The 21,464-nt window shown below is 65.5% G+C and carries 21 protein-coding genes and 4 pseudogenes; 15 read left to right on the top strand and 10 right to left on the bottom strand.

The genetic code is table 11. The features are described 5' to 3' along the window. Positions 1-224: 224 nt before the first annotated feature. The 5 genes and pseudogenes from J7024_RS22410 to J7024_RS22390 form a co-directional block, all read right to left on the bottom strand. Positions 225-530: an XRE family transcriptional regulator gene (locus J7024_RS22410; protein ID WP_175751531.1), complete on the bottom strand. Its 306-nt coding sequence runs from the start codon at positions 528-530 to the stop codon at positions 225-227. Between the two features lie 87 nt (positions 531-617). Further along, positions 618-1,772: a branched-chain amino acid ABC transporter substrate-binding protein gene (locus tag J7024_RS22405; RefSeq protein WP_124897493.1), complete on the bottom strand. Its 1,155-nt coding sequence runs from the start codon at positions 1,770-1,772 to the stop codon at positions 618-620. A 628-nt stretch (positions 1,773-2,400) separates the two neighbouring features. Further along, positions 2,401-2,748, bottom strand: coding sequence for a hypothetical protein (locus tag J7024_RS22400; RefSeq protein ID WP_234745513.1), 348 nt, complete (start codon positions 2,746-2,748; stop codon positions 2,401-2,403). After that, a complete protein-coding gene (locus J7024_RS22395; protein ID WP_234745512.1) occupies positions 2,717-3,079 on the bottom strand; it encodes a hypothetical protein in 363 nt (120 codons plus the stop codon). Before J7024_RS22395 ends, J7024_RS22400 begins: the two co-directional genes overlap by 32 nt. Beyond that, a pseudogene (locus J7024_RS22390) lies at positions 3,052-3,825 on the bottom strand (DUF6402 family protein). The gene J7024_RS22395 and the pseudogene J7024_RS22390 overlap by 28 nt, the downstream one beginning before the upstream one ends. Before the next feature lie 1,059 nt (positions 3,826-4,884). On the opposite strand from J7024_RS22390, the gene J7024_RS22385 reads away from it, so the two are divergent. Both J7024_RS22385 and J7024_RS22380 read left to right on the top strand, forming a co-directional pair. Next, positions 4,885-5,541 (top strand): nitroreductase, encoded by a 657-nt coding sequence (locus J7024_RS22385; protein WP_124897494.1) that lies wholly within the window; start codon positions 4,885-4,887, stop codon positions 5,539-5,541. Between the two features lie 54 nt (positions 5,542-5,595). Continuing rightward, complete coding sequence (locus J7024_RS22380) at positions 5,596-6,081, top strand: sodium:proline symporter (protein ID WP_124897495.1); 486 nt, start codon at positions 5,596-5,598, stop codon at positions 6,079-6,081. 144 nt (positions 6,082-6,225) lie between these two features. On the opposite strand, the pseudogene J7024_RS22375 reads toward J7024_RS22380, so the two are convergent. The 3 genes and pseudogenes from J7024_RS22375 to J7024_RS22365 form a co-directional block, all read right to left on the bottom strand. Next, positions 6,226-6,611, bottom strand: a pseudogene (locus J7024_RS22375) (glutathione S-transferase); the annotation flags it as partial. 109 nt (positions 6,612-6,720) lie between these two features. Next, positions 6,721-7,893 carry a porin gene (locus J7024_RS22370; RefSeq protein WP_124897497.1) on the bottom strand — a complete coding sequence of 391 codons (1,173 nt, stop codon included), beginning with the start codon at positions 7,891-7,893 and terminating at the stop codon, positions 6,721-6,723. A 252-nt stretch (positions 7,894-8,145) separates the two neighbouring features. Next, a pseudogene (locus tag J7024_RS22365) lies at positions 8,146-8,433 on the bottom strand (RNA-guided endonuclease InsQ/TnpB family protein); the annotation flags it as partial. Positions 8,434-8,737: 304 nt separating this feature from the next. On the opposite strand from J7024_RS22365, the gene J7024_RS22360 reads away from it, so the two are divergent. The 3 genes from J7024_RS22360 (at position 8,738) to J7024_RS22350 (ending at position 10,382) form a co-directional block, all read left to right on the top strand. Continuing rightward, complete coding sequence (locus J7024_RS22360) at positions 8,738-9,109, top strand: CidA/LrgA family protein (RefSeq protein WP_096508618.1); 372 nt, start codon at positions 8,738-8,740, stop codon at positions 9,107-9,109. Continuing rightward, positions 9,106-9,840 (top strand): LrgB family protein, encoded by a 735-nt coding sequence (locus J7024_RS22355; RefSeq protein ID WP_124897498.1) that lies wholly within the window; start codon positions 9,106-9,108, stop codon positions 9,838-9,840. The genes J7024_RS22360 and J7024_RS22355 overlap by 4 nt, the downstream gene beginning before the upstream one ends. Positions 9,841-10,076: 236 nt before the next feature. Beyond that, on the top strand, positions 10,077-10,382 hold the full coding sequence (locus tag J7024_RS22350; protein ID WP_124897499.1) for a hypothetical protein: 306 nt from the start codon (positions 10,077-10,079) through the stop codon (positions 10,380-10,382). Positions 10,383-10,513: 131 nt separating this feature from the next. On the opposite strand, the gene wrbA is transcribed toward J7024_RS22350, so the two are convergent. After that, positions 10,514-11,116 carry an NAD(P)H:quinone oxidoreductase gene (wrbA, locus tag J7024_RS22345; RefSeq protein ID WP_124897500.1) on the bottom strand — a complete coding sequence of 201 codons (603 nt, stop codon included), beginning with the start codon at positions 11,114-11,116 and terminating at the stop codon, positions 10,514-10,516. 61 nt (positions 11,117-11,177) lie between these two features. Continuing rightward, complete coding sequence (locus tag J7024_RS22340; RefSeq protein ID WP_096508579.1) at positions 11,178-11,903, bottom strand: pirin family protein; 726 nt, start codon at positions 11,901-11,903, stop codon at positions 11,178-11,180. Positions 11,904-12,031: 128 nt separating this feature from the next. Here J7024_RS22340 and J7024_RS22335 point away from each other — a divergent pair, with 128 nt between their 5' ends. The 10 genes and pseudogenes from J7024_RS22335 (at position 12,032) to J7024_RS22290 (ending at position 21,448) form a co-directional block, all read left to right on the top strand. Continuing rightward, positions 12,032-12,916 (top strand): LysR family transcriptional regulator, encoded by an 885-nt coding sequence (locus J7024_RS22335; protein ID WP_175858621.1) that lies wholly within the window; start codon positions 12,032-12,034, stop codon positions 12,914-12,916. A 137-nt stretch (positions 12,917-13,053) separates the two neighbouring features. Then, positions 13,054-13,251, top strand: a pseudogene (locus J7024_RS22330) (DUF4172 domain-containing protein); the annotation flags it as partial. A 283-nt stretch (positions 13,252-13,534) separates the two neighbouring features. Then, positions 13,535-14,518: a lysozyme inhibitor LprI family protein gene (locus J7024_RS22325; protein WP_175751529.1), complete on the top strand. Its 984-nt coding sequence runs from the start codon at positions 13,535-13,537 to the stop codon at positions 14,516-14,518. Positions 14,519-14,837: 319 nt separating this feature from the next. Further along, a complete protein-coding gene (locus J7024_RS22320) occupies positions 14,838-15,251 on the top strand; it encodes a DoxX family protein (RefSeq protein ID WP_124897503.1) in 414 nt (137 codons plus the stop codon). Positions 15,252-15,411: 160 nt separating this feature from the next. Continuing rightward, complete coding sequence (locus J7024_RS22315; protein ID WP_234745511.1) at positions 15,412-16,356, top strand: dTDP-4-dehydrorhamnose reductase family protein; 945 nt, start codon at positions 15,412-15,414, stop codon at positions 16,354-16,356. 163 nt (positions 16,357-16,519) lie between these two features. Further along, the gene (locus J7024_RS22310) at positions 16,520-17,092 is read left to right on the top strand and encodes a plasmid fertility inhibition factor family protein (RefSeq protein ID WP_124897505.1); all 573 of its coding nucleotides are present in this window, start codon (positions 16,520-16,522) and stop codon (positions 17,090-17,092) included. Between the two features lie 234 nt (positions 17,093-17,326). Beyond that, positions 17,327-18,676: a reverse transcriptase family protein gene (locus J7024_RS22305; protein WP_234745510.1), complete on the top strand. Its 1,350-nt coding sequence runs from the start codon at positions 17,327-17,329 to the stop codon at positions 18,674-18,676. A 365-nt stretch (positions 18,677-19,041) separates the two neighbouring features. After that, positions 19,042-19,371 (top strand): H-NS histone family protein, encoded by a 330-nt coding sequence (locus J7024_RS22300; RefSeq protein ID WP_124897507.1) that lies wholly within the window; start codon positions 19,042-19,044, stop codon positions 19,369-19,371. A gap of 261 nt (positions 19,372-19,632) precedes the next feature. Continuing rightward, positions 19,633-20,820, top strand: coding sequence for an MFS transporter (locus tag J7024_RS22295; RefSeq protein ID WP_234745514.1), 1,188 nt, complete (start codon positions 19,633-19,635; stop codon positions 20,818-20,820). Positions 20,821-20,896: 76 nt separating this feature from the next. Continuing rightward, positions 20,897-21,448, top strand: a complete 552-nt coding sequence (locus J7024_RS22290) for a DNA-binding protein (protein WP_124897508.1) — start codon at positions 20,897-20,899, stop codon at positions 21,446-21,448. Positions 21,449-21,464: the final 16 nt, after the last annotated feature.

Below are 21,464 nucleotides of genomic sequence, written 5' to 3'. Positions count from 1 at the left end.
AGGGGCGGGCAAGATTCGGGCGGGAGGTGCGAACCGGACAGGGGAAGTAAGTGACGCGGAGGATGACTGAGAGATCAGGTCCCGACTTACGCTGACAAGGGGAATGCGCAAGCCGCGCCGTCTGTGTGGTGTTGCATTTCGCTGCGTTATGCCGGCACTGGTGGCCCGGCCTGATGGATCTGGGCCGGGCTGGCGCGTGGCCGCTTGCGCCCGCAGCGGCTTGCCTACGACTCGGAGTCTTCGTCTTCCCCGGCACGAGGGCCATTGCCCGCCGCCGGAAACGCCCCGACCCCGCGCGGCCGTTTCGGCTCGATCTTCGTGCGCCGGATGACCTTGCGAAAATCGATCTCGTGGGCCGCCAGCGCACCGATGAGCGTCGCGATCACCGCGAGGTGCGACGGAACCGTGCCCTTGCTCGAATAGTTCGTGATCGAGCTTTCGTTCATCCTGATCAGGCGGGCAAACTCCCGCGCTGTCAACTGCGCTTTCTTCAACTCCTGTTGAAATTCCGCATACGCCATTGCACACATGTTGCTTCATCTCCGCAAAACCTGCATCGGCCCGCGCGGCGCCGGTGCCGACGGGCGGCGTTCCCGTCGTGCCGGCGTCGCGGGGAGTTACATCTTCACCTGGTCGAGGAAGGTCTTCTTGCCGCCCTTGTAGCCGTAGATCGAGATGATTCCGTGCGTCAGGTCGCCTTTCGAGTCGAACGTCGTCGTGCCGATCACGCCGTCGTACTTCGTCGACGGCATCGCGGCGAGGATCTTCGCCGGATCGGTCGAATTCGCGCGCTTCATCGCGTCGACCGCGATGTAGACGGCGTCATACGCGAACGGCGCATCGAACTTGATGCCCTGGTTGAAGCGCTTCTGATACTTGGCGAGGAAGGCCGCGCCGCCCGGCATCTTCTCGAGCGCCGCGCCGGCTTGCGAGCACAGCACGTTGTCGGCCGCCGGGCCGGCCAGATCGGCCAGCGAGTCGGTGCACACCCCGTCGCCGGACAGGATCCGCGCGCGCAGGCCCAGCTGCTTCGCCTGCTTCGCAAGCGGGCCGCCGGTGGCGTCCATGCCGCCGTACATGATCGCGTCGGGGTTCTCGCCCTTGATCTTCGTGAGAATTGCGCGGAAGTCGACGGCCTTGTCGTTGGTCGCGTCATGCGACAGCACCTTCAGGCCGAGCGCCTTCGCCTTCTTCTCGAACTCGTTCGCGAGGCCCTGGCCGTACGCGGTCGAATCGTCGATCACCGCGACGCTCTTCACGCCCTTCGACTGCGCGTAGCTCGCGAGCGCCGGGCCTTGCTGCGCGTCGGTCGCGACCACGCGGTAGGTGGTCTTGAAGCCCTGCTGCGTATAGGTCGGGTTCGTGGCCGACGGCGAGATCTGCACGATGCCCGCATCGCTGTAGATCTTCGAGGCCGGGATCGACGTGCCCGAGTTCAGGTGGCCGATGACGGCGACGACCTTGTCGTCGACGAGCTTCTGCGCGACCTGCGTCGCCTGGCGCGGGTCGGCGGCGTCATCCTGAGCGTCCAGTTGCAGCGTGATCTTCTGGCCGCCGATCGTGAGCCCCTTCGCGTTGATTTCCTCCACTGCGAGGCGTGCACCGTTCTCGTTGTCCTTGCCGAGGTGCGAAATGCCGCCCGTCGTCGGTTCGACGCTGCCGATCTTCACGACCTGGCCGGCCATCGCGCCTGACGCGGCCGCGAACGCGGCGGCAGCGAGTGCGACGGTCATCAGGGGTTTGCAGCGCATGCCGACAGTGCTTCGTTCCATCTGCCATCTCCGTTGATTGATATTTCCACTGACGCCCGGCCAGCCGGAAACCCTTGTGAGGCGGTCGGTCTGCCGGACGAGTCTCCATGACCCATGACGGGTTCGACTTGCATGTCGCCGGCCGTCGAATGCGGCGAAAACGCCGGCGTCGAGCATCGCCCGGGCGAGCGGGCCGTTTCGTCAGACAACATGCAATTGGTATGAATATATCCGAACCTGTTTCAGCACGCGTCGGCGAATTGCCTGGCCTTGCGCAAATGTGAGGCGATGGCCGGGCCGTTTCGTCGTCCACTGCGCGGGCGCGCCACCGTGTTGCACCGTCGATGGCTTCGATTATTCGATCGGGCCGAGGTCGATGACCATGCACAGTGCGATGCAATCAATCGCGAACTGTTCGGTCGATTTGTCTGCACAGTTCCCGATTGTTCGTGCGCTCGTTGTGCGGTTGATGCAACTAACGATCAGGTCCGGGCGCGTCCGCGAATGAGTGTGGGGGCGGAGCGTATAGCGCGAATGTATTTCCGCTTTGCAGAGGCGGGGGCTGCTCGATCGACTCATCGCCGGATTGTTCCGGCTGGTATCGCTGTCTGGCGAATTCAATGAGTGGCGGAGCGTAATGCGGCCGTTCTCAGCGAAGCCAGCCCGGCAGCCTCGCAGTGATCCAGTCGATCGCAGTGGGTGGCATCGAGATCGACCGCATGCTGTCGTACTGATCCGACGCGTCGAAGTAGATCAGCTTGCCGTCGCGAATCTCGATCGGGTCGTTGCCCGGCCGGCCGTCCCAGAAGACGAAAAATAGCCGGGTCGCGAGCGTGGACCCGTGTGCATCGGCCACGACGATTTTGACCTGCTTGTTTTGATCCGCGAAAAGCCATTGCGGCGGTGGCCGCTTCCGCAGATATCGACGATATAGGTTGTGCCGTCGATCTGCTTGATGCCGCCGTTCAGCCTGGCGTTGTAGTTGAAGCGCTGACAATCGGTATCGTCAGTCGTGAACCCGCGAAAGTTGACGAGATAGAAAAATGCCAAAAAAACAGCGTGACGATTGCCAGCCCTACGCGCTTTGCTCGGGTGAATTGATTGATATTTATGACGGGCCGGTAGAGGTAAAGCACGAAGATGATCGACGTGATGGCGAAGATCACGGTCTTCGCGTTCTGAAGCGAGAACAGCGTGATCGCGTTCCGGGTAGCATTCGGCAGGAACATCAACGCGATGGAGGCGCCCAGGAATACGGCGACAGTGACCAAGGTCACTTTGACGATGACTGAGACCGCCTTCATTGCGTGGCCGGGATGGTTCTGCATGCGGTGTCAAATTTCAGAATGATCGGCTTGTTGACCTCTTCTCCTGCCGGGAGGTAGCGCCACTCCTCGATAGTGGAATTCCCAACATTCAAGTTGCTGCTTTTGAAAAAATCGTTCACAGCCGCGAGGCGGGACAGAACCATCCCGTTCTTGTTCCAGCGGCCAAGATACTGGCTCTTGGAAGGCGAATCGTCGTTGAACGAGTAGCTGTCCTTGATGTAGACATAGATGTGGGTCATCTGCGCGACCGGCTCGAGACAGAATATCTTGTTCTTTCCTTCGTATTTGTAATAGCGTTCGCCAGTAACGGTCGCTTTCCCCGCGGCGGCGTAGAAGTTGAAGTTCGCCAGGGCGCCGGTCAGATCAGTCATCGCCGTCCCGTCGAGCGTGTCGAGGGATGATACGGACTGCTACTGGAATCTCCACGCGATGTGAAACTGAAGCGGGTCCGTCAAAAACGGTGAGGTGTCGATAGCGATACCTGCCGCATTCATTTGCCCGGCCGAAAAATTTTTCTCGACCACAGGTGCCAAGACTTTCGTCACTGCACGTACGGCATTCGGTGTGTAACTCGCTTGCCCGATGAGTTGATTGAATCGCGCCGATGCGCCACGAAATTTCACTGCCCATTCCGGCGTGACCGCTGTGTCGTCGAGTGGTTGCACGGCATTGAGGGCGTCGTTATAGACGTGGTTCGGGCTCGCGAACCATTTGCGTGCAAGTTTGGCCGCAATCGGCCAGCCCATCTTGTCCATTGCTTTGGGGATGTCCTGGAGATCGAACCGAGGCGGCTTATCGACTTGCTCCGCGTCTCGATGTTTCTCACTTGGTTGCGGTTCGGCAGCCGGCTTGGCGGGTGTCGGGGCAGGGACGGTTCGTTCGACGCGAGCCTGTCGAACGAGATTTATTGCTGCGTGTCGATGGGAACGCAGCCTGCCATGCTGGAGTAACATTTCCAACGTTTTCTGGAATATAAAATGCCAGAATCCAATTGATGATTGGAGAATTTCTTGATGGCCGGCATATTGAGATAATTATTCGAATGAATTGACATCAGAATAAATAATGTCATGTGAAAGTGCGGGAATGGTAATGAAAACAATTGTCAGATCAGAGCGCGCGCGGAGATCGTAAGGGTGGCCGTTCTCCAGGCGTACGATTGCGGCTGCGTCGCGAGGTGGCGAAATATCATGCGTGCCGGGCTCGCGGTACCTGAACTGCCGGGTATTCATCGATCAAGGCCTGTCCGACCGCCTCGGATTGCACGGGTTTTCGAATCTTGATACTTCAGTGCCAAGACTTGTCTATATTGCGCGAGGCGCCACCGTACGATTACGGAGCGTCGAGCGTTTCGTCTTATAATCAACCCATAACCAGTGCGATTCGGCTGGACTTCTTTCGGTTGCTGAGCGACTCGACCGAAGCGCAACACAATGCCGAGCGAGTTTCAGTCACGCGCCGGGACCGACGACTTCGCCAGCGACATACAGTCGTAATCCCGGCGTCCTTCACGCCCGCGCTTGCCACATTCGTCGGAGCAACTAGCGCAAGCCGGTGACTTGGCGGGGCACACCCGTACGATGCGGCGCTGCATCGAGATACCGTTGCTGCACGACTCCGACTTGACCGGATGGTGCACGCGGTTCGACGCCCTCAGCGAGCTGCCGGACACGGTTGCCGCTCGACCGTGGCCGCCGGATCGTCGACAATGCGACCGCGGAAATCCGCGAGACAATGCGCGGGATCCAGTAGATGAACGAGAATCGGGATTTTTTGCAGCCGTGTGGATGCACAGGAAATGAGTAATGAATAGACCAGACAAGTCGTCGAAAGCGCGTGCGGCGCTCGATCAGCTGTTTTCGGGCATGGCGCCCGCGGACGCGCAGCGCGCGTCGCGCCCGGGCAATCCGTTCGAAGCGGCTGACGATGCGACGGGTGCCGACGGCCGGTATGAAGTCAAGTTGTCGACGCGAATCCAGTTGCGCGGCTATCCGAGTGCGGATGCATTCATGAAGCGCATGGCCGAAGCGTGGGGCCTCGACTGGGGCACGTACGACAGCGTTCAGGCGCTGGCGACGCTGCCCGCGGGGTGGCGTTCGCGCCGGCTGCCGGAAGTCACGCAGATCGTCGACGGGCGCGATATCGTGCGCGCGGAAAGTAGCCTGCAAGGCGGCGAACTGTCGTATCTGAAGGTGCATCCGCGCTATTACATCGATGCGCGCAAAGGGTTCGGCTGGAGCAAGTCGTCGAAGGCATCCGACGATCCGGATCTGGATGGCCCCGACTGGAACTGCTACGTGATGGATCGGGAAAAGTCGGTTGAAGTGCACGAGCTGCGGACGTCGTCGTCGAAGGCCGATCTCGACAATGCGCGCGCGACGTTGCTGAAGTGGCTCGACGAGCACTACCCGAAGCATCGCGATCCGTTCGCGTACTGGACGGATTGCGACCGGCCTTTGTAGCACTGCGCCGCCGCGGTTCCGTCACGCACCGCCGACCGCCACGGTGAAGGGTAATTGAAGCCAACCGGTCCGATTCCGATTCTGTGGGCAGCGTTCGGCGCGGCGGTCGGCTCGACCGTCGCCGAATTGCTGCTGTGGCGGATCGTCGGCGACGACGCCATGCACAACCTGCTGCGCGATGCGCGCCTGACGGCCGCCATCGCGATGGGTCGCCGTGCCCTCGGCTCGTCCAGCGGCTTCGATCCGGTCATCATAGGGGTTGCGACGCTGGTGCATGCCGCGCTGTCGTTGGCCTATGCGGCCGTGCTGGCGAAAGCGATTCGCGGCCTGTCGCTCGGGCCAGCGCTCGTCGTGGGGGGCGTGTTCGGACTCGTGCTGTACGGCGTCAATCTGTACGGATTCACTGCGATTTTCCCGTGGTTCGTCCAGGTCCGCGGCGGGATCACGCTGATCGCCCACGTGGTATTCGGGATCACGGCCGCGGCCGTCCATCACGTCGCGTGCCAGGGTACGCGAAGCAACCGGCCGGCAAACAGATAGCACGCCACGCACGCGATGCAGCGGGCCATGGCGATCGCAACGACAATGCCGCGATGCGCGCGCAGCCGGCGGGTGCGCCGGTCGGCAACCTGGGCTGTTGTGCTCGCAACGTTCCGCCAACCCGACTTGCCTCGTGCGCTGGTAATCGAGCCGTCCGCGCAGATCGTCGAACAGGATCATCATTTGCGTGCGTGCGTGCGTGCGTGCGTGCGTGCGTGCGTGCGATACGCGGGCCGCGCCTTCAGCCGTTCGTACCACGTTTGCACGTGCGGTATGTCCGGCCGCGCGATGTCCAGCTCGAAATAGCGGTACAGATGCGTGCCGGCCGCGATGTCGGCAAGCGAGATCGTGCCGCCGTCGTCGATCACGGGCACGCGTCCGTGCGGGTTCATCGCGAGAAATTCCGGTTCGCCGACGCGCCCGAACTGCCCACCGGCCGGCTCGTGCCGATGGGCAAGCGCCAACTCGCCGACGAGCCACATGACCTTCTGGACATTGAACGAATTGCGGCGCCCCCATACGGTCAGCATGCCGGGCTCCTTGTGTGGTGTGGAGCGCGAACGCGAAAGCGGACAGTGTAAACGCCACCGGCGCGCACCGAGGTGCGCGCCGGTCGGCCTTCGTCGTGTGACGACGCGATCAGAACTTGTGGCGAATGCCGACGATCGCGAGTTCCTGCGTATCGGTGCCCGAGTTCACACCGTACGAGCCGACCGACGCCGCGGCCTTCACGATCGCGCCGCTCGCGTTCAGCGTGTTGCCGCTCGCCTTCTGGTAGCCGAACAGCGCGTACACGTCGGTGCGCTTCGACAGCGCGTAGTCGGCGCCGAGGTTCACCTGGTTGTAGTGCGCGGAGCTCGGTCCCGTCAGCGACGTGTAGTTGTAGCCGACGCCCGCGCGCAGTGCCGGCGTGAACTGCCAGTTGAAGAACGCCGAGCCGTTGTTGAACTTCGCGTTCTGCGTGAAGGCCGACAACGTGTCCGCACCGTACTGCGTGTTCGAATACGCGAGGCCGAAGGTTGCCGGCCCGGCCACGTACTGGCCGGCCACGCGCACGATCTGGATCGACTTCGCGCTCGAGAAGCCCTGGTTGATCACGGTGTTGAACAGCGTATCCGAACTGCTCGACCACGTGCGCACGCCGCCTGCCACCGTCGTGCCGCCGTTCGCGAAGAAGTAGCCGGCGCCGAGCGACAGCGGGCCGTTCGCGTAGCTCAGGCCGAAGCTGTACGTGCGGCCGTTGCCGGTCGCGCCCGCGACGCCGCCGAGGCCATACAGCGCGGCGAACTGGAAGCCGGAGATCAGCGGGCTCGTGTACTTCACCGAGTTGCTTACGCGCAGGCTGTTGTCGTAGTTGTCGAGGTCGCCCGGCGTCGCGAATACGCCGCCGAAGTAGTTGTCCTCGGTGAGGCCTTGCACGAGATCGACGACCGGATCGTACTGGCGGCCGAGCGTCACGGTGCCGTACGTGCTGCTGCCCAGGCCGACGATGGCCTTGCGGCCGAATTCGCGGCCGCCCTGGCCGAGCGCGCCGGTGCCGATGTTGAAGCCGTTCTCGAGCTGGAACAGCGCGGACAGGCCGCTGCCGAGATCCTCGACGCCGCGCAGGCCCCAGCGGCTGCCCGACAGGTTGCCGCTGCTGAACTTGACGAGACTCGACGCGTTGGTGCCGTTGGCGTTCTGCGCGTTGTGCACGTACGCGATGCCCGCGTCGGCGATGCCGTACAGCGTGACGCTGCTTTGCGCGTGCGCGCCGGCGGCGGAGAGCGCGGCCGGCAGCGCGAGCAGTGCGAGTGAACGGATTCGTTTCATTGTTGGATTCCCCGTTGGTCGGTAGGTCTGACGAGTCGGTGAAAGATACGGGCTGCGCATCGTCGAGGGAACCAATAAATTGTCGAATCGTTATGAGGCGGCTCGGTGATGGGTGTGCGCGCAACGTCCGGCGGCCGATGCACGTCAGTGGCAATCGTTGCGGGATCCGAACAGGCGCGGCTGCGCAGCGTTCAACGCGTCGTCCGCTTGCGGCTGGCCGGGAAAAATCCCGTCGCGATCGGGCCACAGCCTGCCAAGCGATTTCCTGTTGCGATGGCGCAGGTAGGGCCGACGGTGCTGACTACGCGACTTCGCGTATTGCTCACGCGTTGCGGTGATCGTGCCGGAGTGGATGTCGAGTTCCTTGCTACTGCCCGTCGTCAGAACGCTCAGGTCGAAACCGGACGGCCACCTCTTGCTCCACTTGAGTGCGTGTTTCCGCGTGTCGTTGCTGATGCTCCAGACATCGTTCATCGCACGGCTTTGCTTGTTGAGCAGTCCGTTGATCGATTTCACCCGGTAGCGGTAGACGAGGATCACGCCAGTGATCCTAACTCGTGGAAGAAACGGTCTGTCAACCGCGATCTTTTCCTTCCCGCCATGCGCCCCGGAGGACCCCCCCTTTGGGGGCAACGGCGGGGTTTCTCGGAGTAATTCGTGATGAGGTGCGACGTCGGCGACGGGACGGAAACCGCTGAATCTCGATCGCGCGATTGCCCGCGGTCCCGCATCGTATCCAATGTTGGTACGATCGCGCGTATCGTCCACGCCGGCGTCGCATGCCGCCGGCTCATCGGCCGCGCGGCTGCACGACCCGCGCGGCCACGTTCGGGAGAAGCGGTTCATGTTGCAGGCGTTTGCGGTCTTGCTGACTTTCCAGTGTCTCGGGGAAGGGGTGTCCTATCTGTTCGGCCTGCCGGTGCCGGGCCCCGTCATCGGCATGCTCCTGCTGTTCGGTTTCGTGATGCTGCGCCCGCAGGTGGCCGACGCGATCGAGCCGACCGCGCTCGAGCTGCTGCGCCATCTGTCGCTGCTGTTCGTGCCGGCCGGCGTCGGCATCATGGTGTCGGCCGATCGCGTGCGCGGCGATGCGCTCGCGGTCGTCGTCGCGCTCGCGGTGAGCACGTCGCTCGCGATCGCCGTGACCGCCCTCGTCACGCGCGCCCTGCTGCGGCGCCAGCGGCGCGCGGATGCCGCGGCGGAGGGCACGCAATGACGGCCTTCCCGAAACTCGGCGCGATCTGGGTCTATCTCGCCGCGACGCCGCTGCTCGGCCTGACGATCACGCTGATCGCGTACCTCGTCGCGCAGGCCGTCTATGCCCGCGCGCGCTTCAATCCGCTCGCGAATCCGGTGCTGATCGCGGTCGCGCTGATCGTCGTGCTGCTGACGCTCACGCATACGCCGTATCCGACGTATTTCGAAGGCGCGCAGTTCGTTCACTTCCTGCTCGGCCCGGCGACCGTCGCGCTGGCGTTACCGCTCTACCGCCAGTGGTCGAAGCTGCGCCGCGCTGCGGTGCCGCTGCTCGTCGGCCTGCTCGCGGGCTCGCTGACCGCGATCGCCTCGGCGGTCGGCATCGCCGCGCTGTTCGGCGCATCGCACCAGACGATCGCGTCGCTCGCGCCGAAATCCGCGACCACGCCGATCGCGATGGCCGTCGCGCAGGAAATCGGCGGGATTCCGTCGCTGACCGCGGTGCTGGTGATCTCGACCGGGATCTTCGGCGCGGTGTGCGCGCGCGGGATACTCAACGCGCTGCGCATCGAGGAGCCGGCTGTGCGCGGCTTCGCGCTCGGCGTCGCGTCGCACGGGATCGGCACCGCGCGCGCGTTCCAGGTCAGCGAGGAGGCCGGCGCGTTCGCCGGGCTCGGGATGGGGCTGAACGGCGTGCTGACGGCGTTCGTCGTGCCGATCCTGCTGCCGATGCTGTCGCGCTGGCTGTGAGCGCCGCCGGCGGCGCGCGACGCTATCGGTTTCCCTGATGGCGCACGCGCGGCATCGGCGGGCCGGGCATCGGCCGCGCATGTATCGCAGCCGTTATCGGGAGAATTCGGGAACGCGCACGGACATTTGCGCAGCGATCGGCTAACGTTGCATCGGCGCCGTCGTCGCTCGCCGACGTCCATGGCGTGCGTGCCGGCGTTCGACCCACAATCAACAATCGACAAGGAGATCCGGCCATGACGAAGTCTCGCGTGGTTTCGGTGGCAGTGGCAGTAACGGCGTCGTTCGGTCTGCTGTTGACCGCCGCGCCGGCGGCATACGCGCAGGATCCGGCGTCCGCGCCGACGCAGAAGCAGCTCGACAAGGCGCAGAAGAAAGCAGCCCGCAAGGCGGCCCGCGCGCGCCATGCGAAGGACCTGAAGGCGATCGGCACGGGCAGCGGCTATCGGCTGACCAACGATCAGAGCAACTATCCTCAAAACGCAGTGCAGAAGGCGCCCGCGACGAAGGCGGCGCCGGCCGCGCCGGCATCGGGCCAGTAGCGGGCCAGTAGCGGCCAGCGGTCGCGCAAGAAAAACGGCGCCGGTTTCGACCGGCGCCGTTCGTTCATCCGCGTCCCGTGCAGGCCGGACGCGCCGCCGCCCCGGGCTTCCCGGTGTGGCGGCGTCCCGCGTTACGACGCGAGCTTCGCGGCGAGTTCCGCGACGTGCTTGCCCTGGTAATGCGCGATATCGAGTTCGTTCGCGCTCGGCTGACGGCTGCCGTCCGCGCCTGCGAGCGTGGTCGCGCCGTACGGCGTGCCGCCCGTGATTTCGTTCATGTTGACGAGCCCGCTGCAGGCGTACGGCACGCCCACGATCACCATCCCGTGGTGCAGCAGCGTCGTGTGGAACGACGTGATCGTCGTTTCCTGGCCGCCGTGCTGCGTGCCGGTCGACGCGAACACGCTGCCGATCTTGCCGACGAGCGCGCCCTTCATCCACAGGCCGCCGGTCTGGTCGAGGAACGTGCGCATCTGGCCGGCCATGTTGCCGAAGCGGGTCGGCGTGCCGAAGATGATCGCGTCGTAGTTCGCGAGTTCGTCGACCGTGGCGACCGGTGCAGCCTGGTCGACCTTCACGCCGATCGCCTTCGCCTGGTCGACGGGAATGGTTTCCGGTACACGCTTGAGCGTGACCTCGACGCCGGGCACCGATTGCGCGCCTTCCGCGACGTGCTGCGCCATCGTTTCGACGTGCCCGTAGGACGAGTAATAAAGGACGAGTACCTTGGCCATGTTGCGAATCTCCGATTAAGAAGGCCCCGCATTCGGCGGGGCCTGGTTCTCCGAACGGGCGTTATGCCCATTCGGCCGTCACTTCGACCGGACGCAGGTCGAATACCAGCACCTCGGCATCCTTGCCGTCGGCGAACGTCAGCGCCTGTTCGCCGCGGATGCGTGCGCCGTCGCCTTCGCCGAGCGTCACGCCGTTGACCGTCACGCTGCCGCGTGCGACGTGCACGTAGGCGAAGCGGTCCGGTGCCAGTTCGAGCGTGGCGCGCTCGTCGCCGTCGAACAGGCCTGCGTAGATCCGCGTGTCCTGCCGGATCGTCAGCGAGCCGCCGTTGCCGTCAGGCGACACGATCGGCGCGAGCTTGCCGCGCTTGTCGGCCGCCGCGACATTCGTCTGCTGATAACGCGGCGCGGCACCCTTTTCAGCCGGCCCGACCCAGATCTGCAGGAAGTGGACGGGCGTTTCGTGCGAGTGGTTGAACTCGCTGTGACGCACGCCGGTTCCCGCGCTCATCAGCTGGACGTCGCCCGGCACGATCACCGACCCGGTGCCCATCGAATCCTTGTGCTCCAGCGCACCGTCGAGCACGTACGACAGGATTTCCATGTCGCGGTGCGGGTGTGTGCCGAAGCCGCGGCCCGGCGCGACGCGGTCGTCGTTGATCACCAGCAGGTCGGAGAAGCCGACTTGCTGCGGGTCGTAGTAGTTTGCGAAAGAAAACGTGTGACGGGAGCTGAGCCAGCCATGCTCGGCACGGCCACGTTGGTTTGCTGCACGAGTCTCGATCATGATTTTGTCCTGGATGTCTGCCGGACCTCGGAAGTGGGCCCGGACATTCGTTGAGATGAATCTTAGGTCAATCTATTTGACAAATAAATGGCCATATAGATAATGACTGTCTCTTTGGAGTGGACAATATGGAACTCAACGACCTGAGGATCTTCGTCGCGACGGTCGATGCGGGCAGCTTCACGGCCGCGGCCGATCAGCTGATGCTGTCCAAGCAGTTCGTGAGCCGGCGCACGATGGCGCTCGAGGCCGCGCTCGGCGTGCGCTTGTTACATCGCAACACGCGCAATCTCGCGGTCACGGAATCGGGGCAGGAGTTCTATGCGCGCGCGCAGCGGATCCTCGCCGAGGTCGCCGATGCCGAGCAGGCGATGTCGGTGCGCAGCACCGAGCTGCACGGCTCGCTGAAGATCAGTGCGCCGCTGTCGTTCGGGATCACGCATCTGTCGCCGCTGATCGCCGAATTCCTGTCAGCGCATCCGGCCGTGCGGCTGAACCTTGACCTGACCGACCGGCGCGTCGACCTGATCGGCGAAGGCTTCGATCTCGTGCTGCGGATCGGCGCGCTCGAGGATTCGACGCTGATCGCGCGTCCGCTCGGAGCGTGGAAGATGATCGCGTGCGCGAGTCCCGCCTACCTGAAGCGGCACGGCATACCCGCGACGCCCGCCGAGCTGGCCGGCCACACGTGCCTGATGTACGGGCGCGAACGGCGTGTCGGCTGGGAATTCCGGGTCGACGGCGCGGCGCGCACGTTCGACGTGCAGGGCCCGCTCGTCGCGAACAACGGTGAAGTCGTGCGCGATGCGGCGATCGCCGGGCTCGGCGTCGCGCTGCTGCCGCATTTCATCGCCGGCGCGGCGATCGACAGCGGCGCGCTGGTGCCGGTGCTCGATGCGTATGCGCCGTCGCCGATCACGCTGAACGCGGTGTTTCCGCAGCATCGGGAGGGATTCGTCACGCTGCGCACGTTCATCGGGTTTATCGCGGAGCGGCTGGATGCGCGCGGATAGCCGGCCGCGGCGACGGTGCGTGCCGGCGGCGGTCGCGGAGCGCGCGGGCGGCGAACAGGGGCTTAATCTCCGCAGGATTGGCGGAGATTGTCGAGCGACGCGGGGAATCGGTTGGGTCATCCTCGCATCATGAGTGGAGATCCGTCGATCGCGCGCGCACGACGCTCGATGCGGTTCGGGCCAAGGTGCCGCTCTGGCAGCGATGTGCTGGCGTCGCGATGAATGCACGTCAGGTCAAGGTCATGAATATGAATTGCCTGGTCGACGGCTTCGAAGGGACGCTGACGGCCAGCAAGTGGGCCGCTCTCGCGAAATGCTTGCAAGACACGGCGCTGCCGGCCTTCGCGAGCGTCGCCGGCGGGGCAAAGGCATCGTGCGCGTGATCGGCGTGGATGGCGCGGCCGGTTCGGGTTACGCTTCGGCGGGCGTGACATGCCGCGCATGCCGCGTCGGGTACTTTTACTTCGAACGTTGCGGACACGACGTTTTTACGGGTCCGCGACCCAGCGACGATTCCAGGCCATGACAATCCAGAACCGATCGAATGCTCGCGCCGGCGCGCGAGGGCAAGCCGTGCTTCGCGGCCGGCTGGTCCGGAACGCGACCGTGCGATCCGCGATGACATTGGCAGTACTGATGATCTCGCCGCTGGCCGCGCATGCGGCCGGCTTCGACTGTGCGAAAGCCGCTTCGCCGACCGAGAAGGCGATCTGCGCGGACGCCGGCCTGTCGAAGCTCGACGGCCAGTTGTCGGCGGCCTGGAAGGCGGTGCTGGCCAAAGGCGGCGATACGGCTGCGCTGAAAGTCGCGCAACTGAAATGGCTCAAGCAGCGCGACCTGTGCGGCGGCGACGCCGCGTGCGTCGGCGATCGCTATCGCGAGCGGCTCGCGAGCCTGAACGGTACGCCGCTCGCGGCCGACCGGTGGCGGCAGACGTGGTATCTCGACAGCGACAATCCGTCGTTCGGCGGTGCGCTGACGTTCACCGGCACCGCGCCGCGTCTTCATTTCGAACTGAGCGGCAACAACGGCGCGAATACCGGCGAGCTCGGCGGCGATATCCAGTTGCACGGCGACAGCGGCACGTTCCGCCAGGATCGATGCCGGCTCGATTTCAGCCGCAAGGGCGCACGCGTGCAGATCGTGCAACACGGCGACGATGCCGATTGCGGCGCCGGTGCGGGCGTCGTGTATGGCGGCGACTACGTGACCGCAGCGAAGGCGCAGAGCAAGTCGCCCGCCGACCTCGTGACGCTGAAGGTGCTGGCCGATGCGAAGCAGAACGCGATCGCGCACAAGCTGCTCGGCGCCGATTATCAGACGCTCGTCGACACGATCAATTACGGCGCCCAAGACGAGGATCTCGACGGCCTGAACGCCAGCGTGCAGTCGTACTGGGTGCGCGGCATCGCGACGACGAACGCGGCGATCGTGATGCGCCGCGGCACCGATCTGTGGATCGGGCTGCTCGTGTTCGATGCGCATGACAACGTGCGGATGCGCTATTACACCAATGTGCCGACGTGGAAAAAGACCGTGCCGAAGACCATTCGCGCGTGGCACGACAATCTCGGCAAGACGCTGCCGATCGACATGATGTGATGCGATGGGACAAAGGGCCGACACACGTGTCGGCCCTTCATGACGCGTTTGTTACGTGACAATTGTCCACTTTAGTGTGACAGCGAATATTATTTCGACGGATTGATGATTTTCGATGAGACAGTAGACTGCACCCGTGCTTCGCCAGAACCGATCCGGAGCGCGCCACGACGGTGCGGCAGGGGCGGATTCTTCGGCGGCGGGCCGACCGGCCCGTGGTCCGATTGCGCGAGGAGTGGTTCGTTGCCGACCCGCAGGTTCGCCGTCCCGGCGGACGCCGGCAGCGGATGCGTCAAACCGTCAATTCAAGGTGAGTGCCATGCGTTACGTTTCGCTGGAGTCGAAGAAGGACGAGCTGCTGCTGGCAGCCCGCGTGTTGCTGATGATCCTGTTCGTGCTGTTCGGCTGGCAGAAGTTGAACGGTTTCTCGGGTACGGTCGCGTACATGGCGTCGACGGGTTCGCCGTCGCCCGAGCTGTCGGCGGTGATCGCGGTGGCGGTCGAGCTGGTCGGCGGCGCGCTGATCGCGATCGGCTTCTACACGCGTCCGCTCGCGCTGCTGTTCGCGGCCTATACGCTCGCGACCGCGCTGATCGGGCATCGCTACTGGCAATTGCAGGGGATGGACCAGTACGTGGCGATGATCAACTTCTACAAGAACATCAGCATTATCGGCGGGCTGCTGTTGCTCGCGGTGACCGGGCCGGGGCGGTATTCGCTCGACCGGAAGTGAGATAGCACGGCAGTTCGTGCGGCATGACGGGCCCGGTGCGCGCCATCGCGCTCCGGGTTTTTTCATGGCGCGTGTCGCCCACGTCCGGCGGAGCTCGACATCGGCTGCCGGTTCCCGTATAGATTGGAAGCCCCATGTTTCCCGTTCATCGCCGACTATCGTGCCGCATCCGACCATCTTTCTCATCGGCGCCGCCGGCCTGCTCGGCCGCGCAGTCGCCGCGTCGTTGTCGCGCGAATCGTCGCTCGACCTGATCGCGACGATCCGGAATCCGCAACGCGCTGGTACCGCCCGCGTCGCATTGCCGCCGGACAACGTCGTCACGCTCGACGTTCTCGACCAGCCGGCCCTCGAGCATCTGTTCGACACACGCCGGCCGGCCGCCGTGATCATCTGTGCCGCCGAACGCCGCCCCGACGTTTGCGAGCGCGATCCGGCGGGCGCCCGCGCGATCAACGTCGACGCCCCGGCCCGCATCGGCGCGCTCGCCGCCCGGTACGGCGCGTGGACGCTCGGCATTTCCACCGACTACGTATTCGACGGCAAGGCCGCGCCTTACCGCGAAGACGCGACGCCGAACCCGCTGAACATCTACGGCCGCACGAAGCTGGAGGGCGAAGCGGCTTTGCTCGCCGCGTCGCCGCTCTCCTGCGTGCTGCGCCTGCCGTTGCTGTACGGCCCGATCGTCGACTGGAGCGAGTCGGCCGTCACGAGCCTCGTGCCGGCGATCGTCGCGTCCGCGCGGCCGGGCGCACCGGCAGTCGGCATGGACGCGTGGGCGATCCGCTACCCGACCTACACGCCGGACGTCGCACAGGTCATCCGCGACCTGACGCTGCGGCATCTCGCGGACGCGTCCGTCACGGGCATCCGTCACTGGTCCGCCGAAGAACCGATGACGAAGTACGACATCGCGCGGCGGATCGCGGCCGCGTTCGGCATTGACGCATCGCTCATGCCAATCGACCAGCCGTCCGACGCGACGCCGCGTCCGTACGACTGCCATCTGGATGCATCGCGCGTGCGCGTGCTCGGGATCGACCGGGCGACGCCGTTCGACACCGCGCTGCAAGCCGTGCTGCGCAACGCGCCGCCGCTGCCGTAAAGCCGGCGCGCCGGGGTGCCGCGGCACGGTGCCCCCGGTCATCGTGCGTGCACGGAATGGCGATACACTGCGCAGGTTCCCGAGTGCCGGGGAGCGTCAGGGCGCCGGACTGGTTCGCCGATGTCCTGACTCATTCGAACAAATCAAGAAAGAGAGAGGGCCCATGCTGACACGTCTTCGTATCGGACTCGATCGCGCGCGCGACCTGCGCGACGCCAGCCGACCATCGCCCATTCAGCCGCGCCCGCAGGCATGCGAGCTGGTCGACCTGAGCGCCAGGCGCGCGACCTGGCGCGTGCCCGTTCCCGGCCAGGCCGACTGCTATCTGGCCGCGACGCCCGGCGAAACGGAACGCTACGTCGTGCATCTCGATGCCGACCGGTTCTATGCGCTGTGGCTTGGCACGAGCCCGGCCTTTCCCCGGCCCGATTCGCAGGATTGCGTGCCGCGCCGCATCATGCCGCTCGATCGCAAGTTCTCGACGGCTGCCGCCGCGTTCAGGGCCGGCCGTCTCGAACCCGTCACGCTGCCGCCGGTCGGCTACTGGCTCGAGGGCAGCGGCTACGAAGTCGCGATGAGCGACGGCATGACGCGCACCTACTGGCTGCTCGCGAATCGCGTGCGATCGTTTCCGGTCTGTGTCGACGAAGCGACCTGGGCGATGATGCTGAACAACATGGCCGGTGTTGGCGTGTCGCCGATCGCGTTCAGCGAGCTTTTTTCGCGGCGCGCATGAGCGGCGCGCGACCCTCGAATTGACACCCCGCGTTCGCGGCCAGTAAAGTCGCGTCGCGGGGCGGTGGGTCAAGCACCCCCCCCGGAACAGGCAGCCGATGTTCCAGGACCACGGGGCTACCCCGTGGATGAGATCGACACGCCGATGCGTCGCAAGAGCGCAGATTGCGCGTTGCGCAAAGACTGCTCTCGCAGCACCTGTCACGTTGACTCATCGTCCCGCCCATTCTTCCTCATGCACGCGTCCCTGTTCGATACCGTCCGCACGATTGCCGAAGCGATGCTGGCCGGTGCGCCGGAGCGCGGCGGCGTCGTCGACCGGATCGCGGCCGTGCTCGGCGCCGCGCCGCCATGGGCACACGACGTGTCGGACGACGCGCTGGCACGCTTCGGCGCGCAGTGGGCCGACGTCGATACCGACCGGCTCGCCGGCATGCTGGCCGACGCGCCGGCGTTCCTGAACGCGTGGTACGGCCCGCATCGGCCGGTCGTGATTCGCGTCGTGCGGCGGCCGGCGGCGCAGCGGCCGTTGCCGCCCCGGCTCGCCGGCTGCGACGTACCGCTCTGGCCGACATGCGGCGATCTTGCCGAGTGGCTCGGCGTGAGCGCGGCCGAGCTCGACTGGCTGTCCGATCGCTGGCGCGTCGACGCGCGTAGCGCCGACACGCCGCTGCATCACTACACGTACACGGGATACGACAAGCGCAGCGGCGGCTGCCGGCTGATCGAAATACCGAAGGGCCGGCTGCGCGAAGCGCAGCGGCGAATCCTGCACGGGCTGCTCGATCGCGTTCCGCCGCACGAAGCGGTGCACGGTTTTCGCAAGGCGTGCGGGATCGTGTCGTTCGCCGCGCCGCATGCGGATCGCGACGTCGTCGTGCGTTTCGATCTCGCGGATTTCTTCGTGTCGGTGCGGGCGGCGCGGGTCCATGCGCTGTTCGACACGCTCGGCTATCCGGTCGAGGTCGCGCGGACGCTGACCGCGCTGTGCACCAACCGCGTGCCGTCGGCGCGGCTGCTCGCGCCCGACCTGCGCGACCGGCTCGACTGGGCCGCCCGTCAGCGCTACCGTTACCGGCATCTGCCGCAGGGGGCGCCGACGTCGCCGGCGCTGGCGAACCTGTGCGCGTTTCGCCTCGACATGCGGCTCGCCGCGCTCGCGCGTTCGCTCGGCGCGACCTACACGCGCTATGCGGACGATCTTGCGTTCTCGGGTGGCGACGTTCTCGCGCGCGACGCCGGGCGGCTGGAACGCCGGGTCGCCGCGATCGCGTTCGACGAAGGCTTCGCGCTGCAGTTGCGCAAGACGCGCGTGATGCGGCGTGGCACACGGCAGCAACTGGCCGGCGTCGTGGTCAACCGTCACCCGAACCTCGCGCGCGACGCGTTCGATCTGCTGAAAGCCATCCTGACCAACTGCATCCGTCACGGGCCGGCATCGCAGAATCGTGCAAACCACGCGGATTTCCGCGCGCACCTGGCCGGGCGGGTCGCGCACGCCGCCGCGCTGAACCCCGCGCGCGGCGCGAAGCTGCAGGCGCTGTTCGACCGGATAACGTGGGATACACGCAGCCCGGGCACGTAAATCGTCGTGCGCGCGTCGCCGCGCGCCGTTCACCGACACGGGCGCGGGCCGGATCGAAAAAGTCTTCAAACACGACGCTTGCGCGCTGCTATCATTCGCGCCATGTCGCGCCCGTGCAGGGGGCGGCGCCTGGCGGCGAGGAGGTCGCTGCCCACGGTTCGCCACGCGTTCGCGTGCGGTGGGCCACGTGTTGCGCGCCGGATCGGTCCGGCTTTCGACGCTGGCATTTGCCCTCGGCAAACTTCGAAAGCCTTTCGGGTTCAGGCAAACGATTCACATATCGCAACACTGATTGGCGGAACTTCGTGATAGGTTCAGCCATCGGACGTTTTTTGAATAAAAACATGCCCAAAGAGGATGAGTACATGACCCAGGCCCTGCAGGAACTCGAAGCACAACTTCGGGACCTGAACATCAAGCTGTCGGAAGCCAAGCAGAAGGAGAAGCAGGCCGCGCTCGCGGCATTCAAGGAACAGGTCGAGCTGTTGGGAATCTCGCAGCAGGAAGTGCTGAGCGCCCTCGGCTATATCGTCCAGCGAAAACGCAAGTCGCCCGCCAAGTATTACGATCCGACGACGGGGCGCTCGTGGTCGGGCCGCGGCCCGAAGCCGAAATGGCTCGAAGGCAAGGACCTCGGCGCGCTGCTCGTCGACCGCGAGGCCAAAACGTGGTGGCCCGGAGACGACCAGGGCTGATCCAGCACGGCGCCGGAGCCGCTCCGGCACCGTTCGACACGCGCCGGCGGGGATTCCGGCCAGGTGTCACCGTCCTGTCCTTTCGATGTCCCGCGCAAGCGCGGCGTCGTCCGCTCCATCTTTCAAACAGATTACTTTTCGCGTCCCGCTTCCCGTTCCGGAAGGCGGGACGCGGTGCTTTTCCGCCTGAACCCGTTGACCGGCCGGTCACGCGCGGCAACTGGCCTTAGAATGTCGCCCGGACATTTCCGGCACAACACGATGGCGGCAAACATGAAATCTTCGGCGCTCGGCGACCGGGCGGCACCGCGCGGGGAACAGGTCGGCGCTTACGCGTGGAAGGCGCTGGCCGGCTCGGCGATCGGCTATGCGATGGACGGCTTCGACCTGCTGATCCTCGGCTTCATGCTGCCCGCGATCACCGCGGCGCTGCAACTGACGCCCGGGCAGGGCGGCGCGCTGGTCACGTGGACGCTGATCGGTGCGGTTGCAGGCGGCATTCTGTTCGGTGCCCTGAGCGACCGCTACGGACGCGTGCGCGTGCTGACCTGGACGATCCTGCTGTTCGCGATCTTCACCGGCCTCTGCGCGTTCGCGCAGGGCTTCCGCGATCTGCTCGTCTATCGGACCATCGCCGGCATCGGCCTCGGCGGCGAGTTCGGGATCGGCATGGCGCTCGCTGCGGAAGCATGGCCGGCGAGCAAGCGGGCGCGCGTGTCGTGCTACGTCGCGCTCGGCTGGCGCGGGATGTTCGTTGTCGGTGTGCTGCCCGCGCTGCTGGCGTGGGTGCTGCGCAACCGGCTGCACGAGCCGGAAGTGTTCGTGCAGCGCGCGACGCAGCCGCGCGCCAACACGTTCCGGATGCTCGTCGCCGATGGCCGTACTGCGCGCACGAGCCTCGGCATCGTGATCCTCTGCGCGGTCCAGAACTTCGGCTACTACGGGATCATGATCTGGCTGCCGACCTTCCTGTCGAAGCAGATGGGCTTCTCGCTGACGAAGTCGGGGCTATGGACGGCGGCGACCGTGATCGGAATGATGGCCGGCGTGTGGGTGTTCGGGCAGCTCGCCGATCGCATCGGGCGCAAGCCGACGTTCCTGCTGTACCAGCTCGGCGCGGTCGTGACGGTCATCGCGTATGCGCGCCTGTCCGATCCGGCGACGATGCTGTGGGCCGGCGCGCTGATGGGGATGTTCGTCAACGGGATGGTCGGCGGATACGGGACGCTGATGTCCGAAGGCTATCCGACGGCCGCGCGCGCGACCGCGCAGAACGTGCTGTGGAATATCGGCCGCGCGATCGGCGGGTTCGGGCCGGTCGCGGTCGGTGCGCTGGCCGCGCACTACTCGTTCCAGACGGCGATCGCGCTGCTCGCCGGTCTCTACGTGCTCGACATGGTCGCGACGCTGTTCCTGATCCCCGAGCTCAAGGGCGTCGAACTCGAATAGCGGCATGTGCAGCCCGGCTCGACGCAGCGCGTCGACGCTACTCAAGACAACTTGACGATCTCCACCGGAATTCCCTATGCAACGCGACAAACTGACGATCGGCGTGATGGGCTCGGGCAAGGAGCCGTGGCTCGCGTTTTCGGAGCCGCTCGGCGCATGGCTCGCGCACGCCGGCTTCAATCTTCTGACGGGCGGCGGGCAGGGCGTGATGCTCGCGGTCGCGCGTGCGTTCGCCGCCGTGCCGGCGCGCGCCGGGCGCTCGATCGGCATCCTGCCGACGCAAGCCGATCCACATGCCGGCTTCGTGCCGCTCGACGGCTATCCGCATCCGTTCGTCGAGATCCCGATCCTCACGCCGCTGCCGCGCCGCGAACCGGGCGCCGATCCGCACACGATCAACCGCAATTACGTGAACGTGCTGAGCAGCGACCTGATCGTCGCGTTGCCCGGCGGCCACGGGACGGCCGAGGAAATCGCGCTTGCGCAGCGCTGGCGCAAGCCGCTCGTTTGCTTCGGCCCGGACGGCGCGTTCCGGGAACTCGCGCCGGGCGCCACCTGCACGTCGTCGCTCGATGACGTGATCCGGTTCATCGAAGCCACGTTCGCGCCGGCGCCTTCGCGCGCCTAGCCCGCGCCGCGATAGT

Source organism: Burkholderia sp. WTPI3 (genome assembly GCF_021483755.1).
In the GTDB taxonomy this organism is placed as follows: Bacteria; Pseudomonadota; Gammaproteobacteria; order Burkholderiales; family Burkholderiaceae; genus Burkholderia.
The sequence above is the reverse complement of the archived record's forward strand: the minus strand, read 5'-3'. Positions and strand labels throughout refer to the sequence as shown.

What these genes read in the sequence shown, in the direction of transcription:
- J7024_RS22410 (WP_175751531.1), bottom strand. Translation starts at nt 530, where the DNA reads ATGTGTGCAATGGCGTATGCGGAATTTCAACAGGAGTTGAAGAAAGCG.
- J7024_RS22405 (WP_124897493.1), bottom strand. Translation starts at nt 1,772, where the DNA reads ATGGAACGAAGCACTGTCGGCATGCGCTGCAAACCCCTGATGACCGTC.
- J7024_RS22395 (WP_234745512.1), bottom strand. Translation starts at nt 3,079, where the DNA reads ATGCAGAACCATCCCGGCCACGCAATGAAGGCGGTCTCAGTCATCGTC.
- J7024_RS22385 (WP_124897494.1), top strand. Translation starts at nt 4,885, where the DNA reads ATGAATAGACCAGACAAGTCGTCGAAAGCGCGTGCGGCGCTCGATCAG.
- J7024_RS22370 (WP_124897497.1), bottom strand. Translation starts at nt 7,893, where the DNA reads ATGAAACGAATCCGTTCACTCGCACTGCTCGCGCTGCCGGCCGCGCTC.
- J7024_RS22360 (WP_096508618.1), top strand. Translation starts at nt 8,738, where the DNA reads ATGTTGCAGGCGTTTGCGGTCTTGCTGACTTTCCAGTGTCTCGGGGAA.
- J7024_RS22355 (WP_124897498.1), top strand. Translation starts at nt 9,106, where the DNA reads ATGACGGCCTTCCCGAAACTCGGCGCGATCTGGGTCTATCTCGCCGCG.
- J7024_RS22350 (WP_124897499.1), top strand. Translation starts at nt 10,077, where the DNA reads ATGACGAAGTCTCGCGTGGTTTCGGTGGCAGTGGCAGTAACGGCGTCG.
- wrbA (WP_124897500.1), bottom strand. Translation starts at nt 11,116, where the DNA reads ATGGCCAAGGTACTCGTCCTTTATTACTCGTCCTACGGGCACGTCGAA.
- J7024_RS22340 (WP_096508579.1), bottom strand. Translation starts at nt 11,903, where the DNA reads ATGATCGAGACTCGTGCAGCAAACCAACGTGGCCGTGCCGAGCATGGC.
- J7024_RS22335 (WP_175858621.1), top strand. Translation starts at nt 12,032, where the DNA reads ATGGAACTCAACGACCTGAGGATCTTCGTCGCGACGGTCGATGCGGGC.
- J7024_RS22325 (WP_175751529.1), top strand. Translation starts at nt 13,535, where the DNA reads ATGACATTGGCAGTACTGATGATCTCGCCGCTGGCCGCGCATGCGGCC.
- J7024_RS22320 (WP_124897503.1), top strand. Translation starts at nt 14,838, where the DNA reads ATGCGTTACGTTTCGCTGGAGTCGAAGAAGGACGAGCTGCTGCTGGCA.
- J7024_RS22310 (WP_124897505.1), top strand. Translation starts at nt 16,520, where the DNA reads ATGCTGACACGTCTTCGTATCGGACTCGATCGCGCGCGCGACCTGCGC.
- J7024_RS22305 (WP_234745510.1), top strand. Translation starts at nt 17,327, where the DNA reads ATGCACGCGTCCCTGTTCGATACCGTCCGCACGATTGCCGAAGCGATG.
- J7024_RS22300 (WP_124897507.1), top strand. Translation starts at nt 19,042, where the DNA reads ATGACCCAGGCCCTGCAGGAACTCGAAGCACAACTTCGGGACCTGAAC.
- J7024_RS22295 (WP_234745514.1), top strand. Translation starts at nt 19,633, where the DNA reads ATGGCGGCAAACATGAAATCTTCGGCGCTCGGCGACCGGGCGGCACCG.
- J7024_RS22290 (WP_124897508.1), top strand. Translation starts at nt 20,897, where the DNA reads ATGCAACGCGACAAACTGACGATCGGCGTGATGGGCTCGGGCAAGGAG.